The sequence below is a fragment of the Nesterenkonia sp. LB17 genome (assembly GCF_022565915.1).
Classification (GTDB): Bacteria; Actinomycetota; Actinomycetes; order Actinomycetales; family Micrococcaceae; genus Nesterenkonia.
Window position 1 is genome coordinate 478,428 of the sequence record NZ_JAJOYX010000002.1, and the last position, 15,610, is coordinate 494,037.

Annotated in this window: 8 protein-coding genes and 3 pseudogenes; 9 read left to right on the forward strand and 2 right to left on the reverse strand. The window is 60.2% G+C overall.

Annotation, left to right across the window (positions count from 1 at the left end; all coding sequences use genetic code 11):
- The first annotated feature begins 374 nt into the window (after nucleotides 1-374).
- Nucleotides 375-1,589: pseudogene (locus tag LTH96_RS05970) on the forward strand (IS110 family transposase).
- 306 nt (nucleotides 1,590-1,895) lie between these two features.
- Here LTH96_RS05970 and LTH96_RS05975 read toward each other — a convergent pair.
- The gene (locus LTH96_RS05975; protein WP_241464818.1) at nucleotides 1,896-3,539 is read right to left on the reverse strand and encodes an amidohydrolase; all 1,644 of its coding nucleotides are present in this window, start codon (nucleotides 3,537-3,539) and stop codon (nucleotides 1,896-1,898) included.
- 1,810 nt (nucleotides 3,540-5,349) lie between these two features.
- Here LTH96_RS05975 and LTH96_RS05980 point away from each other — a divergent pair.
- The 4 genes and pseudogenes from LTH96_RS05980 (at nucleotide 5,350) to LTH96_RS05995 (ending at nucleotide 8,871) form a co-directional block, all read left to right on the forward strand.
- Nucleotides 5,350-6,322: pseudogene (locus tag LTH96_RS05980) on the forward strand (IS481 family transposase).
- A 369-nt stretch (nucleotides 6,323-6,691) separates the two neighbouring features.
- Entirely contained in the window at nucleotides 6,692-7,060 is a 369-nt protein-coding gene (locus LTH96_RS13270) for a transposase (protein WP_241464819.1), read from the forward strand.
- Nucleotides 7,061-7,140: 80 nt separating this feature from the next.
- The gene (locus LTH96_RS05990; RefSeq protein ID WP_241465093.1) at nucleotides 7,141-7,644 is read left to right on the forward strand and encodes a transposase; all 504 of its coding nucleotides are present in this window, start codon (nucleotides 7,141-7,143) and stop codon (nucleotides 7,642-7,644) included.
- 768 nt (nucleotides 7,645-8,412) lie between these two features.
- On the forward strand, nucleotides 8,413-8,871 hold the full coding sequence (locus LTH96_RS05995) for a GNAT family N-acetyltransferase (RefSeq protein WP_241464820.1): 459 nt from the start codon (nucleotides 8,413-8,415) through the stop codon (nucleotides 8,869-8,871).
- A 350-nt stretch (nucleotides 8,872-9,221) separates the two neighbouring features.
- On the opposite strand, the pseudogene LTH96_RS06000 reads toward LTH96_RS05995, so the two are convergent.
- Nucleotides 9,222-10,342, reverse strand: a pseudogene (locus tag LTH96_RS06000) (IS3 family transposase).
- 219 nt (nucleotides 10,343-10,561) lie between these two features.
- On the opposite strand from LTH96_RS06000, the gene LTH96_RS06005 reads away from it, so the two are divergent.
- From LTH96_RS06005 to LTH96_RS06020, 4 genes are all read left to right on the forward strand, one after another.
- Nucleotides 10,562-11,290 (forward strand): GntR family transcriptional regulator, encoded by a 729-nt coding sequence (locus LTH96_RS06005; RefSeq protein ID WP_241464821.1) that lies wholly within the window; start codon nucleotides 10,562-10,564, stop codon nucleotides 11,288-11,290.
- Nucleotides 11,291-11,408: 118 nt separating this feature from the next.
- The gene (locus LTH96_RS06010) at nucleotides 11,409-12,590 is read left to right on the forward strand and encodes a CaiB/BaiF CoA-transferase family protein (protein WP_241464822.1); all 1,182 of its coding nucleotides are present in this window, start codon (nucleotides 11,409-11,411) and stop codon (nucleotides 12,588-12,590) included.
- Nucleotides 12,591-13,748: an acyl-CoA dehydrogenase family protein gene (locus LTH96_RS06015; protein ID WP_241464823.1), complete on the forward strand. Its 1,158-nt coding sequence runs from the start codon at nucleotides 12,591-12,593 to the stop codon at nucleotides 13,746-13,748.
- Between the two features lie 545 nt (nucleotides 13,749-14,293).
- On the forward strand, nucleotides 14,294-15,265 hold the full coding sequence (locus LTH96_RS06020; RefSeq protein ID WP_241465094.1) for an IS481 family transposase: 972 nt from the start codon (nucleotides 14,294-14,296) through the stop codon (nucleotides 15,263-15,265).
- Nucleotides 15,266-15,610 lie beyond the last annotated feature (345 nt).

Here is a 15,610-nt window from a genome sequence, read left to right on the forward strand (position 1 = left end):
AGAGCCGAAAGTCGACATCCGCGTGCCCGCATCAGAAAAGTGGTACGTATCCCAGCTAGTGGGCGTCGGTCCAGCAACGGAGTATGCCTCCCCCGCCAGCCCTCAGTTGGCGTCGCATTCCCTACACGCACTATCGGCGAAGTTTCGGCAGGCGTGGACAAACTGAACTATCGGGTTCGATGCGGTGCCCCGTTACCTTCTTCGTAACCCCTTCTTCGGGAGAAGATGTGGGTGTGTGGCCGGAAGGCCCCGACATAATTGCTACCCCAATCACTGATGATCCGGGGGGGGGGGATGTCACCGGGACCTGAAGGTGCCAGAGAAATCGCTAATAGGGGCCGGGAAGAACTTAGTCGAGGCCTTTTGTAACGTGGATGCCGAGCTCTGACACCGCGGCTGGACCAGCACGTGGGAACCCGTGTCTCACACTGGAGAAACAGCCCTGACCGGCAACCACCAAGAGGTCGATGTCTTCCTCAGGGTCGACGTGGGCAAGGGTGAACACGACGCTGTTGCTCTAGACCGGACGGGTCAGAAGCTCTACGACAAGGCATTGCCCAATGACGAGGCCAAGATGCGGGTCGTTATCGACACCCTGGCCCGACACGGCAGGATCTTGTTCGTGGTGGGCCAGCCGGCCACCATCGGGTCCATCCCGGTCGCGGTCGCTCAGGCCTGCGGAGTCACCGTGGGCTACCTGCCGGGGTTGGCGATGCGCCGGATCGCGGACCTGCACCCGAGCGAGGCCAAGACTGATGCCGAGGATGCCGCGATTATCGCCGAAGCCGCTCACACCATGCCGCACACCCCGCCCTCAATCGCGGTGGTCGATGAACAGGTCGCTGCGACCTCAAACCGGCTGCGGGGACTGCTGGCGCAGATCCACCCCGGACTGGAACGGGTCCTATGACCACAATGGGACCACCCGCGGTGTTGAATGTGATCAGCACCTGGCCTACCCAGCAGCGTTGCGCGCCGGGGGCCGCAAGAGGGTCTCGGCCCGGCTGAAGAAGCAGGCTCCACGGATGTATGACCGGCTCACCGCTGAGATCTTCTCTGCCCTGGATGCCCAGACCGTGGTGGTCATCGGTACGAATGCGGCGGTCGTGGTGCTGCCCCAGCTGGCCGGGATGCTCGCTGATCTAAGGACCTCTCGAGACACGCTGCATGCCCAGGTTGAGGCCATCGTGGAGGCTCACGCTCTTCACTCGGTCCTGAGCTCGATTTCGGTGGTAGGGACCAGGACCGTAGCACGGATGCTCACCGAGGTCGTCGGCAAGGACTTCCCCACCGCTGGACATCTCGCTTCCTACGCTGGACTCTCTCCGGTGACGTGGAGATCGGGGTCATCGATCCGCGGGGATCACTCCTCGAGGCGGGGCCACAGTATTCTCAAACGGGCCCTGTTCCTGTCCTGCTTCGCGGCTCTGAAGGACCCGCTCTCACGGGCTTACTACGACCGCAAGAGGTCCGAGGAAAAGAAGCATAAGCAGGCTCTGATCGCTCTGGCTCGCCGCCGTCGTGATGTCATCTATGCGATGCTCCGCGACGGCACTCTCTACGAAGCCAAGATCCCCGTTGCTGCTTGACAAAGAACATAGGGGCACCCCCGGATCATGGGGTGACTCTGGGCAAGCGCCAAGGCCCAGAGACCGGACCGACCAACACCACTCCTCCTGCCGCAGAAACGGTGTCCTTCGTCGCCAACGGCGGGAAGGTCCTTCGGGACTGTCGAGTAGCCGGCCCCCATTGATACCCGGGCGCTGGAATCGAATGAGTGTCATCGAGGTCTTCACATGGGCAGTCTAAGGAACGCCATCTCTGACAGACTCGGATGTCATTCGACCACTGCCGCGCAGATCGTTGCCCCCACTAGATAGGGAAAACTCATACACTTAGGGGAGAAGGCCCGCGGCGTCGTACTCGAAGATCCCATTCACCATGGTGGAACCGACCTCAATTTTCGCTATGCGTTCTGGGTCAACCTCCACTGGATCATCTGACAGCACCACCAAGTCAGCGAGCTTGCCAGGAGTCAGTGTCCCCTTCCTGGTCTCTTCGTGGACGGCGTAGGCGGATCCGTGTGTGTAGGCCTCAACGGCCTGCAAAGGCGTCAGTGCCTCTTCGAGAGCGATCGCCTGTCCCCCCTGACTCTTGCGGTTGACCATGTCGTGAATACTTAGAATGGCTTCACCAGAGACGACGGGGGCATCCGTAGAGCCAGGCAGAGTGACGCCGGCCTCAACGAAGCTGCGCATGCGGTATGCCATCTTCAACCGCTCTTTCCCCAAGGCGGTCACAAAACCATCACCGAGAGTCGAAATAAATCTCCCCTGGGGTACAGGGATATACCCTCCATCGACAATTCGCTTGACTTGGTTCAGAGATGAGATCGCTGCGTGTTCAATCCGGTGTCTTGAATCGTGGCGAGGCCATCTGTGCTGCGCCTCATCATAGATATCCAAGACTGTGTCAAGCGCGTAATCTCCAATCGCATGCGTAGCAATCTGCCAACCATTTCTGTGCGCGGCGAATAGCATGCGCTCTAACTCATCTCGCTCCCATTGAAGGTAGCCTTCATTATTCGGCGCATCGTGGTAACCACAGCAAACTGCGGCGGTTCTCCCTATTAGAGAGCCATCTGAGAGAATCTTCACGGGCCCTATACGCAACCTCTCATCACCAAATCCAGACAAGATCCCCAGGTCGAGACCCCAGCCTTCGGATCCCCCAATGTCACCTAACGAATGCAGGGCTGTGACGTAAGGCATCAGAGTCATCCGGACCTTGAGACTTCCGGCCGCGAGAACATCCTGGAAGGCTCTGAGGTCCGCCGGACCGTGACCCATTACGTCGCCGCATATCCCCGGTTCAGTGGCACTTGTAATCCCATGGCTGAGAGCCCAGTTCGAAGCCGTCGCTAGACCTTTTCTGATGACTTCTTGGGCTACTGGCTTCAGCACATGTGATACCAGATTCATGGCTTGTTCCTGTAGGAGTCCGTTCATTCTGCCGTCGGGGTATCGGCCCAAAGTGCCTCCGGTTGGCGACTCCATCGATTCAGGATCGGGATGACCAGCCATCTCCAAGGCCTTGGTATTCACGACAGCCATGTGATGGGAGTTGTGCACAAGATAAACGGGTCGTCCGCCCGCTATCTGATCGAGCACATCTCTCTCGGGATGTCCTCCAATCCTGTTTTGATCGTATCCTTGACCTTGAATCCAGGCGCCGTCTGGCTGGCTCTGGGCGTACGCCTCGACCTTTTCATACAGATGCTGCAACGTAGGGGTTGTCTCAAGGGAAAGGTCCAGGCGGGCCATCTCTACGCCCATCATTGAGAAGTGCATATGACTGTCGTTGAAGCCCGGTACGACGGGGGCGCCCCGTAAATCAATCGAATGACTGGACTCTAATCCATCAAGCTCTTCATCAAGACCCACAATTCTACCCTGTAGTATTCCAATTTTACTTGCATTCGGACGTAGTGGGTCAATCGTTCGTATGCGTCCATTATATAAGATTGTATCGATCTTCATCTAGGTAACTCTTCCCAGTATATGTGAGCAGTCATAAATACAGATTAACGCGCCTAGATTACATCAGAATCCGTTGATTGAGTCCCGCGACATTGAGGAATTGCGACATAAAGCGCAAGGACGTATAATATCGACGATTAGATGGTCTTGTTGTTTGATATCTTACTTGTGACGCGAGTCACGCATGACAAGGTTATTCAGATATTCAGATTTTGTCAATGACTTCGTCGACACTTCTACACGAAACTGACGCGGCATCGCGCCAAGCGCCCTGGGATTCAGTGTCTGCCGACCTCGCCGCTCCTGGCTGCGTCGCCTATCGAATGCCGCATGCGCTACTGAAAAGTGCCAGCACTATCTCTACTCTTCCCTCCCCATGCGTAGTGTTTCTCTTGAGACCGATAAGAACGTGGCCCGAAGCCCATCTTCTGCTGGCCGGTGATGCAAACCCGGCGGGACCCTCTCGGTTCAGCCCGTCCACCACCGCCACCCGAGGGAAGTCCGAGCATCGTCATCTCCACATACAGCAGGTGTCCGTGTTTTGCTCGCTCAGTGGACCACCCCTGAGCCTCGAAATGTCCGGCAAGAACTGGCTGACCGGGGTCGTGTCGTCACGTTTTCCCGGCGTGTCCCCTGAGTCACTTGACCTCATGCCCAGTGCCCTCCCCCGAATCTGTTCGCCTAATTGCGAGTGCTAATCCCCGGCTCTGAGCCACGATGATGGCCTTGCAGATCTCACGGCCGCTCAATCCAAGCTGTCGATGCCAGTGACTCATTGCTGGACTGGCAGGCTGACGAGATCTATGGCGGTTCACAGTTGCTGCCCCTAATCAGAAGAAGCCGCGTCCTTGACGTTGAGCTTTCCGGGAATCTCGCGATTTTCACCAGACTTAACGCAATTGAGTCCCCGCAGTTGTTTCCGTCCGTGGGGTTGGAGCCGTCACCGCCGCAGGGGAGCTTGCTGTTCGGTCCTAATCGGGCAGGATCTGCGGGGAGACTGCTTTCACGCGGATCGCTGGCACATGGCCGACCCGAGCGTCGTCCGGGAACACCGGTAGACATTATCTAAATAGAACTGGCGACCTCCAACTAGATAGGGCACTAAGCCCCGTTGTCCTGGCTCGTATGTGTACTGATCCTGAAACTCGACGCCACGTTGAACGACGAAGAGCGGAGACGGACCAGGAAGAAAACTCTCCGCCGTTCTATACGAAACATAATCCTCCGAGGCTCAGCACAGCGGGCTCATTACAATCGCCTCACAGACATTGAAGTCACCTGGGATCGGTCCTATCGGGGGGGTCAACTAACGGGGCCCAGCAGCGTCTGCAGGTGTCCCAGCGCACTTGAGTTAGGCCCTAGGTTGGACAGCCTCGCCAACGTTCGTCACCGACTGCCGGGTCATAGGCTGCGCCCAGAGTTGAAACAGGCGAATACTCTGCGCAGAGACTCGGTGGTGCAACGTCTTCGTCCTATCTGGTCCACCTGGGTTTTCAGCAGCCCAGACTGCTTACATCCTCCCTCCGGTGCTCGGGTCCCACTCCCCAAAAGCTGAGACAGTCAGCTTGGCTGATGACCCTGGAGAGCGGGCTAACGGCCGCTTCGGTGCACACCGAGAGATCCGCGTATGCATCACGGGTCATCGAGTGTTTGCGTGGTAAGCCCCCCTAGGGGGATCGCCTCTGAGAGCGCGCCGGATCTAGTTGTACTCGGCCAAGTGGTTAGTGACACTCCGAGCCGGTCCTTGACCTAAAGGAGACCCCCGGTTGCGGTGGGCGACGTCTAGGTCGTCTACCGTCCGGAGGTCTCCATGTCCCACCGTAACGCCCGACTCAATGCCCGTGATCGGCAACTACTCATTGAGCGCGTCTGTGAACAAGGCTGGGCAGTCGCCCACGCGGCGAAAGCCCAAGGCATCTCCCGCCAGTGCGCCCACCGTTGGATCACCCGCTTCCCCAAAGAAGGCTGGTCCGGTCTCCACGACCGCTCGTCAGGACCGCGCCACTGTCCACGACAGACCCCGGCCGAGACCGAGGAAGCCATTGGCCCTGCGAGTCCAGCAACGTCGGGGCCAGGACTGGATCGGCCCCGAGCTGAGCGTCCCGGCCCGCACCGTCTCGCGGGTGCTGCGCCGGTACAGAGTCCCTTACCTGCGCGACTGCGACCCGCTGACCGGTGAGGTGATCCGGTTCTCGAAGACCACCGCGGTCCGCTACGAGCGTGACCACCCCGGCGAACTGGTCCATGTCGATGTCAAGAAGATCGGCAAGATCCCCGATGGCGGAGGATGGAAAGCCCACGGCCGTCACATGAGCTCATCCTGGGCCAAGAAGCGAGCCCGGATCGGCTATGACTACGTGCACTCGATGGTCGATGACCACTCTCGGCTGGCCTACTCCGAGATCCTGCCCGACGAGAAGGGCGCCACCTGCGCCGGATTCATCCTTCGTGCAGCCGGCTACTTCGCGGGACAGGGCATCACCCGGATCGAGCGAGTCATCACCGAAAACCACTTCTCCTACCGGCACTCGGCCGATGTAGCCGCCGAGATCAGCGCCCTCGGTGCCAGGCATAAGTTCATCAAACCTCACTGCCGTTGGCAGAACGGCAAAGTCGAGCGATTCAACCGCACCCTGCAAACCGAATGGGCCTACCGGCAGGTCTTCCTAGACAACGCTGCACGTGCCGCTGCTCTTGCAGCATGGCTCGAGGTCTACAACAATCAGCGACGCCACACCGCACTCGGCGGCATGCCTCCGACCAGTCGACTGTCACCAACGTAGTGGCCGAGTACATCTAGTGCTCTCCAACCTATTAGCCCGGGCATGCGTCATCGAGGTTCTTGCGCGCGCACGAGAAGCCGCGAACGCACTAGACGGTATGCAGTAGCTCCTTGCGGTCTGCAAGGGGTTGCGGACCGGGCCCCCACTCACAGAGATTCGTGGGGCACCGGACAAGACGCCCCTTGCCCGGCCTTGCCGACATATGTGGAAGGCCCCGGTGTTTACCGAGCGTCCGAGTGTTGGGCTCGATGTGCACGCACGATCTGTCTACGCGGCAGCAATCGACAGCGACACAGGAGAGCTCCTCCAATCACGACTGACCCCATCACACGAGCACATCCTCACCCGGCTCAGGAACCTCCCGGCCCGGTGGCTGTGGCCTACGAGGCCGGCCCGACCGGGTTCGGTCTCTACCGGACACTGCTCGATGCCGGGATCCGGTGTGAGGTGCTCGCCCCGTCGAAGCTCCAACGACCAGCCCGGGACCGGGTCAAGACCGACGCCAAAGACGCGGTGCACCTGGCCCGACTGCTGCGCCTGGACGAACACGTCGCCGTGACTGTTCCATCAGCAGACCGAGAGGCAGACCGGGACCTGGTTCGAGCCAGAGAGGACTGCCGCAGTGATCTGATGCGCGCCCGACACCGGCTCTCGAAGCTGCTGCTGCGCCACAGCATCCTCTACACCGGAGGCAATTACACCGGAGACAATGCGTGGACCGCAGCGCATCACATCTAGCTGGTCACAGAGTTCCAGACCCAGCTGGCCCACCAGTCCACCCGAATGGCCTTTGACTCCGACTTGAAGCAGTGCTGACCATGGAAGCCCGACGCGGGCGCCTGGATGAGGCGATCACGGTCATGGTTGCCGCCCCGCATCACGGGCCGGTGATGCATCGGCTGGGGTGTCTTCGCGGAGTCTCGACCCTGACCGGGTTAGGGCTGACGGTCGAGATCGAAGACTGGCACCGATTCACCGGCAACAGCATCCGCGCCTATGTGGGCCTGGTCCGCTCGGAGTATTCCTCGGGCCAGTCCCGGCCCCAGGGCCCGATCAGCAAAGCCGGGAACACCCACGCCCGCCGGTTGCTGGTCGAGACCGCGTGGCATCACCCGGTCAGGTACACGATTGGCAAGACCATGCGTGATCGGTGGGATTTCGCCCCCGCCGCGGCGCGAGCCCGCGGTGACGTGGGAAATCGGCGTCTTCATGATCGCCGGGCGCGGTTCATCGCGCGTGGCAAGAGTTCACTGGTGGCGAACGTGGCCGTGGCCCGAGAGCTGGCTGACTGGTGCTGGTCCTTGGCCGTGATGCAGGACTGAGGGGGCTCAGCCTCCACAGGCCGCTTCGTTGCGGTGATGCCGGTGGCAGCGCGTGGAGCGATCCGCGATTCAGCTATGAGCAGCCGGCCCCACGCCTGGTGACGCTCGATCCTAGAGACGCGGGAACGCTCCTGCCGAACATCCCGTCCTGCGGTAACCAATCCGCGCATATCAGTCTGACCGCGCGTCGTTTTTGACACGCTCACCGACGGATCCGCAGCGAAGCACGAGGCGCCCGCCCCCTCGCGTGGGGACGGGCGCCTCATCCTGCCTCTTGACAGATGAGAACTACATAACAGTTGTTCGGAACTGGACGCCCTCCTTTGAGATTCTCGACCGCAGAGCACGAGTTGCCATCGATGAAATTGCTTGATCCTCATGGCTTCTCCCCCGCGACTACCCGATACATTGGGCCAGCCGGATCTGTGTCACAACATGTGGCCAGTAGGATCTGTGTCACACTGTGGCGTGAGACACATTCCTAAGTGCCTGATAGAAACCCGAAGGGCTAGCCATGAGCGCTGGATCGAATCTTTGTGAAGTCGAGCTTGGGGGCGAGAAATGTCGGATTACCAAGTGGGCGGTGGTACCCGGAGAGAACCGCTCTCCTGTGAAACGTCAGGACCGCAGCTACCTCGCATTCATCCCAATGACTCGGACGTCCTACTTGACCATCGCTGAAGACAACCAGATGGCATCGGACTTTGCCGTCGGACAACGAAATTAGTTTTCTACGGGCATTGAGTGCCCGGTGGAGGTGAACGATCTATGACAACATCAATAGTCGTTCGGCTTGTTGCCGAGCCGGACCGCGATGCGTGGAGTGTTATTTTCCGTGCATATCGAGATTTCTACGGCAAGACTCACGATTCCACCATAATTGACACAGTGTGGAAGTGGATTATCGACCCTGAACACAGCACTCGCTGTCTCATCGCAGAGGATGAAGGACGGGTTATTGGACTTGGCCACTTCCGAACGTTCGCGCGCCCGATCGTCGGAGGGCACGGCCTCTATCTGGACGATCTATTCACTGTTCCGAGCGCGCGGGGCACTGGTGCCGCCTCCGCGATACTGCAACGCCTCGTAGGCATCGCTCATGATGAAGACGCCACTGTAGTTCGATGGATCACCGCCGAAAGCAACGAGACCGCTAGAAGGCTCTATGATCAAGTCGCGACTCAGACGCATTGGATCACGTACGACCTGTCGCCACAATCCAAGTAGCACGGCAGCAAGTGGGGAAGGTTCTACAAAGCTTCTATCTCCATTGGGCGCCGTGTGATTTCTAGGCGGGCGCGTGGTGTTCCCTATCGAGGCTCCAGGCGAGATTGCACTAAACACGCTGCGGATATCGCAGGTCATCTTGCATTCCGAGCGGCGTCTTCGTGCTGATTCGGGTCTCCGGGTCAAGGACCATATGGAAGATCGCTAAAACAACGAGCGCACGCTTACGTCGAGGTGCACCGCGACGATCTGGGCGGACCGTACCGATGACCTGGTCCACATCGCGGCAGCACGTTTGGTCCCCATGGCGGTGTGTGTGGGTCTGCTGACGGTTTAGTTGACCTCGGGGTTTACGCCGCCAGAGCGACGGTCGTTTTGTAAACGGTCTCGTATTCAACCGGCGTCAACTTACCCAGACGCCGCTGCCGACGACGCCGGTGATAAGTCCGCTCGATCCAGTAGACGATCTCCCTGCGGAGCTCATCCCTAGAGGACCAGCGGCGCCTGTTGAGCACGTTCTTCTGCAACGTGGAGAAGAAGCTCTCCATCGCGGCATTATCACCCGCAGCACCGACCCGGCCCATCAATCCAAGCAGCCCATGAGCCTTGATCGCCCGCTGATATCTCCTGGAACGAAATTGAGACCCTCGGTCGCTATGTACAACACAGCCAGCCACTTGCCCGGCGCCACGGCGGACCACCGCGTCGTTCAGAGCAGCCACTGCCAGGTGTGACTTCATCCTGGGCCCGATCGAGTAGCCCACGATCCGATTCGAGAACACGTCCTTCACCGCGCAGGCGTAGATCTTGCCTTCAGCGGTGCGATGCTCCGTGATATCGGTAAGCCACAGCTGATTCGGAGCAGTCGCGCTGAAGTCGCGTTGGACCCGGTCATCACAGACCGGAGGGCCTGGCTTCTTGTTCATCCTTCGGGCTCTGCGGATCGTGGCCGAGAAGATCCGCTGCTGAGAACACAGCCGTCAGACCCGGCGCTCAGACACCAGATGCCCGGCCGCGCAGAGCTCATCAGCGATGAACCGGTGCCCGAACTCAGGATCATCAGCGTGAATGTTATAGGCGGCGTTGAGCAGTTCCGCCTCCTGCCAGTCACGAGCCGAGACCGGGTTCGCCGCCCACTGATAGAACGCCTGCTTCAAGAAGCCCAACACCCGACAGGCCACCGCCACCGGAACACCGGCGACGGCAAGGTCACGGACCAGCGGGAACATCATTCTGAGCGGGCCTGCCCGACCTTCAGATTCGCCTGGGACAAGTACGCAGTAGCTCGACGCAGGATCTCGTTTTCTTGTTCGAGTTCACGGATACATCTGAGCATCTTCGACTGGTCCGCTCGGCCAGCAGCATCTTCAGCAGGCTCGACACCGTGGTGATGTGCTCGATCCTTACTCACCCACATCTGCAGGGCTGACTTCGAGATGCCCAGGTCTTCGCAGACCTACTTCTGGGTCATCCCGGCATCGAGCAGCTCCAACGCGGAGGCCTTGAACTCCTCGGAATAGATCTTCGGCATGGGACTATCCTCTCTGCTTTCTTAGCAGTCAGGAAGTCAACCGAACCGTCAGCAGACCCACTGAGGGCGAGCGAGCGTTACAAGATTCCACAAGAAAGCTCGATTTCAAAGCCTCTCGCGGTGGGACGAAGACCACGATGCCACCCGTAGAATGCACAGATGAGTAGCATGCAACAGGTCACGGCTGGCCTTTCTTTGACGGCCCAGGTCACAGACCGGCTCAGAGCAGCCATCACGTCTGGCGAGATGAAGCCCGGGGAGCTCTACTCGGCAATCGAATTGGCCGAGAAACTAGGAGTCTCCAGGACTCCGGTCCGCGAGGCGCTTCAGCTGCTCGAAAAGGAAGGCATCGTTCGGATAGAGAAGAACCGGGGTGCCCGTGTACTGCAAATATCCTTGGACGAGATCGTGCAAATTTTTCAGATCCGGATCATTCTTGAGCCTCCGGCGGCCGCTCGAGGCGCTGAAGCAGCTACTGAGGAAGACCTGGCTCATATCAGGGTATTGCACCGCAGAATTTTGGACGCCGCCTCTGCAGGTGACGGTCCCGGAACCCTGCAGGCGGACAAAGACTTCCATCTTTTCCTACTGGGGCTGGCGGGCAACGCGCGATTGACGGCTCTCGACAGCGAACTGCGCAACCTGGTGCTTACCCGTGGGCTGGTGACGATCCCTTCGACTCGGAGCGGTCAAGACTTGGCCAATGACCGCAGTGACATCATGGACGCCCTGGTGCGTCGTGACCCGCACGCGGTTGCCGTCGCGGTTCGCGATCACGTGACCCGGACGGCCCAGTTACTCATCACAGGAGTTAGCGCCACTACGACGGGGTTGTCAGCCGAGCCGTATCTCACGAAACTCGAACAGCTCAATAAGTACTGCCAGTGACCTCGCATTATGGTCGATAAGGACCGGCGAAGGAGGTAGCCGTGGATGCCTTTACATATTGCACGCCCCCTCGTAGTGTTGCATGCAACATGTAACAAGAGTCCAAGGAGGACAACTCATGCCGGAAACCGCACCGCCGCAACCGCTCAAGGGTGTCCGAGTCGCGGACTTTTCTCGCGTCCTCGCGGGTCCCCTCTGCACGATGTTGCTGGCGGACTTCGGCGCCGAGGTCATCAAGATAGAAAGCCCGACCGGGGACGACACACGCGCTTGGGTCCCTCCGGTCGATACGGATGGGACTGGGACGTACTTCTCTAGCGTCAACCGCAACAAGAAATCCGTGCTCGCGGATCTGAAGACGCCCGAGGGTCTCGCCTACGCTCTGGAGCTGGTGTCCAGCTGTCACGTCGTAGTGGAGAATTTCCGTCCAGGTGTCATGGCGAAGTTCGGATTGGATTACAGAACTCTCGCGTTAGAACAACCTGATCTTATCTATTGTTCTATTTCTGGTTTCGGCACGGGCCCCGGTGCCGAGCTGCCTGGTTACGATCTCCTGGTGCAAGCCCTAGGGGGGCTGATGAGCATCACCGGTGCAGCCGAGACGGATCCGAGCAAGGTGGGCGTCGCACTGGTAGACGTGCTCACCGGACAAAACGCTCTGGCTGGAATCTTGATGGCGTTGCGGGTCAGAGATGCGACGGGCAAGGGCCAAGAGGTGCAGGTCAACCTGCTTTCGTCATTAATCGCTGCCCTGGTAAATCAAGGCACGGCTACTTTGGCCACTGGGACTTCGCCCAGCCGCATGGGAAATGCCCATCCGAGCATTTCACCCTATGAGACTTACCGCACCGCAGACGGCACTCTGGCCCTCGCAGTGGGCAACGACCGGCAGTTTCGCGACCTGATAACAACTCTCGGGCTCCCGGACCTCGCGGAAGACGCCCGATTCCACACCAATGAACGGCGCGTCGCATCCCGTGCCGAGTTGCGTTCGCTCCTTGAAGAAGCTCTGCTCGAGGATACTGCTATCCAGTGGCAACAGAGATTACTGGCCAACGGCGTTCCCGCCGGAAAGGTCAACACCATCGGCGAGGCACTTGAACTGGCCGATAGCCTCGGACTCTCGCCTTCCGTGGTCATGACCGACCCGGATACCGGACGACAGTCCCGACAACTGACCAATCCCATCCGACTCTCGGACGCGGAACCTCGGTACCACCAGATTCCACCTGCCCTTGGCGAACACCAGGGCGACACCTTCGTGGAGACATCCTCGCCCACCTCAATGAAAGGCTCCTAAATGTTCGACAGTGATTTGATTGGTCTCGATTCCCTCCTCACGGACGATGAACGGCAGCTACAGACAGATGTCCGCTCCTTCGTCGACTCCGCGATCAGACCGAACATCGCCGGCTGGTACGAGAAGGCGGTATTTCCCCTGGAGATCGTGCCCGAAATGGCCAAGCTCGGCCTGCTCGGCATGCACCTCACCGGCTACGGCTGCGCCGGCCGCACCGCTGTGGAATATGGTCTCGCCGCCGCCGAGCTCGAAGCCGGCGATTCCGGACTACGGACATTCGTTTCGGTGCAGGGTTCGCTGGCGATGAGCGCCATCTACAAGCACGGATCGGAAGCTCACAAGCAGGAATGGCTTCCGCAGATGGCCGCCGGCGAGGCGATCGGATGCTTCGGACTGACCGAACCGACCGCAGGATCAGATCCCTCGGCCATGACCACCTTCGCCCGCCGCGACGGAAACGACTGGATCCTTAACGGCTCCAAACGCTGGATCGGGCTCGCCTCAGTGGCACAGGTCGCGATCATTTGGGCGCAGACTGACGAAGGCGTGCGCGGCTTCGTCGTGCCCACCGGCACAGCTGGCTTCAAGGCCACCCCCATCGAACCCAAGCTCTCCATGCGCGCCTCCATCCAGTGCGACGTCGAACTCAACAATGTCCGGCTCCCCGCCGACGCGATCCTCCCCGATGCGAAGGGGCTGCGCGCCCCCTTCGAATGTCTGAACGAGGCACGATACGGCATCATCTGGGGCGCCATGGGTGCCGCACGCGACGCCTGGCAGAGCGCGCTGGACTACTCCAAGGACCGGTTGCAGTTCGACAAGCCTCTGGCCGGCTACCAGCTGACCCAGGCAAAGCTGGTGAACATGGCCCTGGAGATCAACAAGGGCTTCCTGCTCGCCCTGCACCTGGGTCGTTTGAAGGACGCCGGTCAGCTCGCGCCGCACCAGATCTCCGTGGGAAAGCTCAACAACTGCCGTGAAGCCATCGAGATTGCCCGAGAATGCCGCACCATCCTCGGCGGCAACGGCGTCACCCTAGATTATTCGCCGCTGCGCCATGCCAACAACCTGGAATCCGTGCGCACCTACGAGGGCACCGACGAGGTCCACACCCTGATCCTGGGCCAGAAGATCACCGGCATCCCCGCATTCCGCTGACAAGAGTCGTGACCGGTTCTTCTCCGATTCCTCTGCCCCACTCAGCTTTGACGCGAGGTCGCATCTCCCATTAGTCCCTTCGCTACTCCTAGGAGCGCGCATGAATCCCCCTGTCCACCTTCAGCACTACATCGACGGAGCCTGGGTTCCCGGTTCGAGTTCCCCCCCCCCCCATTGCCAGCTATAACCCGCCCCGCCCTGACGAAACGGTCGCCGAGGGTCTGCAAGCCGGCCCGGTCGAAGTAGGCCAGGCTGTGGCTAGCCATAGGCCCAAGGAGCAGGGTCCCGTAGCCCGGGGGTTCTTCACCCATACCGCCACCGTCTACCTACGCGGCGGGAACGCAGGGATCCGAATGCCGACAAGATGCTCTCGGTGCAGCAGATCAGGGAGATTGTGGTCGTCCGTTCCGGCGCCTAGGTGTACTCAGCCAGGACCTTATTGACACGTGAGAAGAGGACGGAGACCTCTTAGGTTGGTGGTTACCACACGCAGCCAACTGATCTAAGAGGTCTCCGTGTCCCACCGTACCGCCCGGATTCCCACCCTGAACCACAACTCCCGGCTGACCCCACATGGCCGACTTCTGCTGGTCCAACGCGTCACCAACGGCCAACCAGCAGCCCACGTCGCCAAAGAACTCGGCATCTCGCGCACCGCGGCCTACCGGTGGCTGCGCCGCTATCGTGAAGAAGGCCCCGCCGGGCTCATCGATCGGTCCTCCCGACCACGCAGAAGCCCCGGTGCCACCACCCCTGCGAAGGTCGCCCAGGTGCTCGAAGCCCGCGAACACCACCGCGAAGGACCCGCAGACCTCCGCGTGCGCACCGGGGTTCCGGCCCGCACGATCTCGCGGATCATCGCCCAGGCTGGGTGGCCTCGGCTCTGGGAGTTGGACCCGATCACCGGAGACCGGATCCGTGCTGGCCGCGCCACGGAGCACCGATACGGACACTCAGCCCCCGGGGATCTGATCCATGTGGATGTGAAGAAGATCGGCCGGATCCCGGCCGGTGGCGGTTGGAGGGCACAATCAGGCCAGACCCGCGAAGTCCACAACACCGGGCGTCAGCAAGTGGGCTTCGACTACGTCCACGTGGCCGTGGATGATCACTCCCGGCTCGCTTACGCCGAGGCGCTGTTCGATGAGACCGGGCAGACCTGCGCGGAGTTCCTGGCCCGAGCGGCGGTCTTCATGGCCGCCCATGGGGCCCCGGTGAAGCGTGTGATGACTGATAACGCGCTGGCCTACACCCGGTCCCGAGCATTCCAATCGGTGCTGGGCCGGCTCGGAGCCAAGCACCTACGGACCAAACCTCGACATCCGTGGCAGAACGGGAAGGCCGAACGGTTCAACCGCACGCTGCAGGAGGGGTGGGCCTATCGGTGCCGCTACACCTCAACGGCTGATCGGACCGCAGCTCTTAGACCGTGGTTAGACTTCTACAACCACCGGCGCCGACACAGCGCCCTTGGAGGCCATCCGCCCATCACTCGCTGTCAACAGCCTCGTGGCTGAGTACACCTAGTCTCTGGCGATCTTCGCAACTTCGCAATCGCGTCTCTCTGTCCAGCTCGTCGTGACGACTGGGATCGCGCCCTCGATTTTTGCTCATGGTCTCCAACTCGAAAACCCAGGCCTGTTCGACGAAGCGCTGTGCAGAAGGCAAATAAACCAGGAGATTCGAAAAGGGATCCAGCCATATCTCGTCCACCGAACCACGGAGAAGTCGACTCAACAGGATCGACGTCCGCAGAAAGTCGACAGACGTGAAGCTCCACGTCAGGGTACCGCAACCGTGGCAACCCCATTTGCTCCGAAACTGAACACTACGGTCCCGTGGAGATCGATGTGGTGTACCGA

Bases quoted from the DNA above. Each gene is read 5' to 3' on its own strand.
- LTH96_RS05975 (WP_241464818.1), bottom strand. From the start codon at position 3,539: ATGAAGATCGATACAATCTTATATAATGGACGCATACGAACGATTGAC.
- LTH96_RS05990 (WP_241465093.1), top strand. From the start codon at position 7,141: ATGGAAGCCCGACGCGGGCGCCTGGATGAGGCGATCACGGTCATGGTT.
- LTH96_RS05995 (WP_241464820.1), top strand. From the start codon at position 8,413: ATGACAACATCAATAGTCGTTCGGCTTGTTGCCGAGCCGGACCGCGAT.
- LTH96_RS06005 (WP_241464821.1), top strand. From the start codon at position 10,562: ATGAGTAGCATGCAACAGGTCACGGCTGGCCTTTCTTTGACGGCCCAG.
- LTH96_RS06010 (WP_241464822.1), top strand. From the start codon at position 11,409: ATGCCGGAAACCGCACCGCCGCAACCGCTCAAGGGTGTCCGAGTCGCG.
- LTH96_RS06015 (WP_241464823.1), top strand. From the start codon at position 12,591: ATGTTCGACAGTGATTTGATTGGTCTCGATTCCCTCCTCACGGACGAT.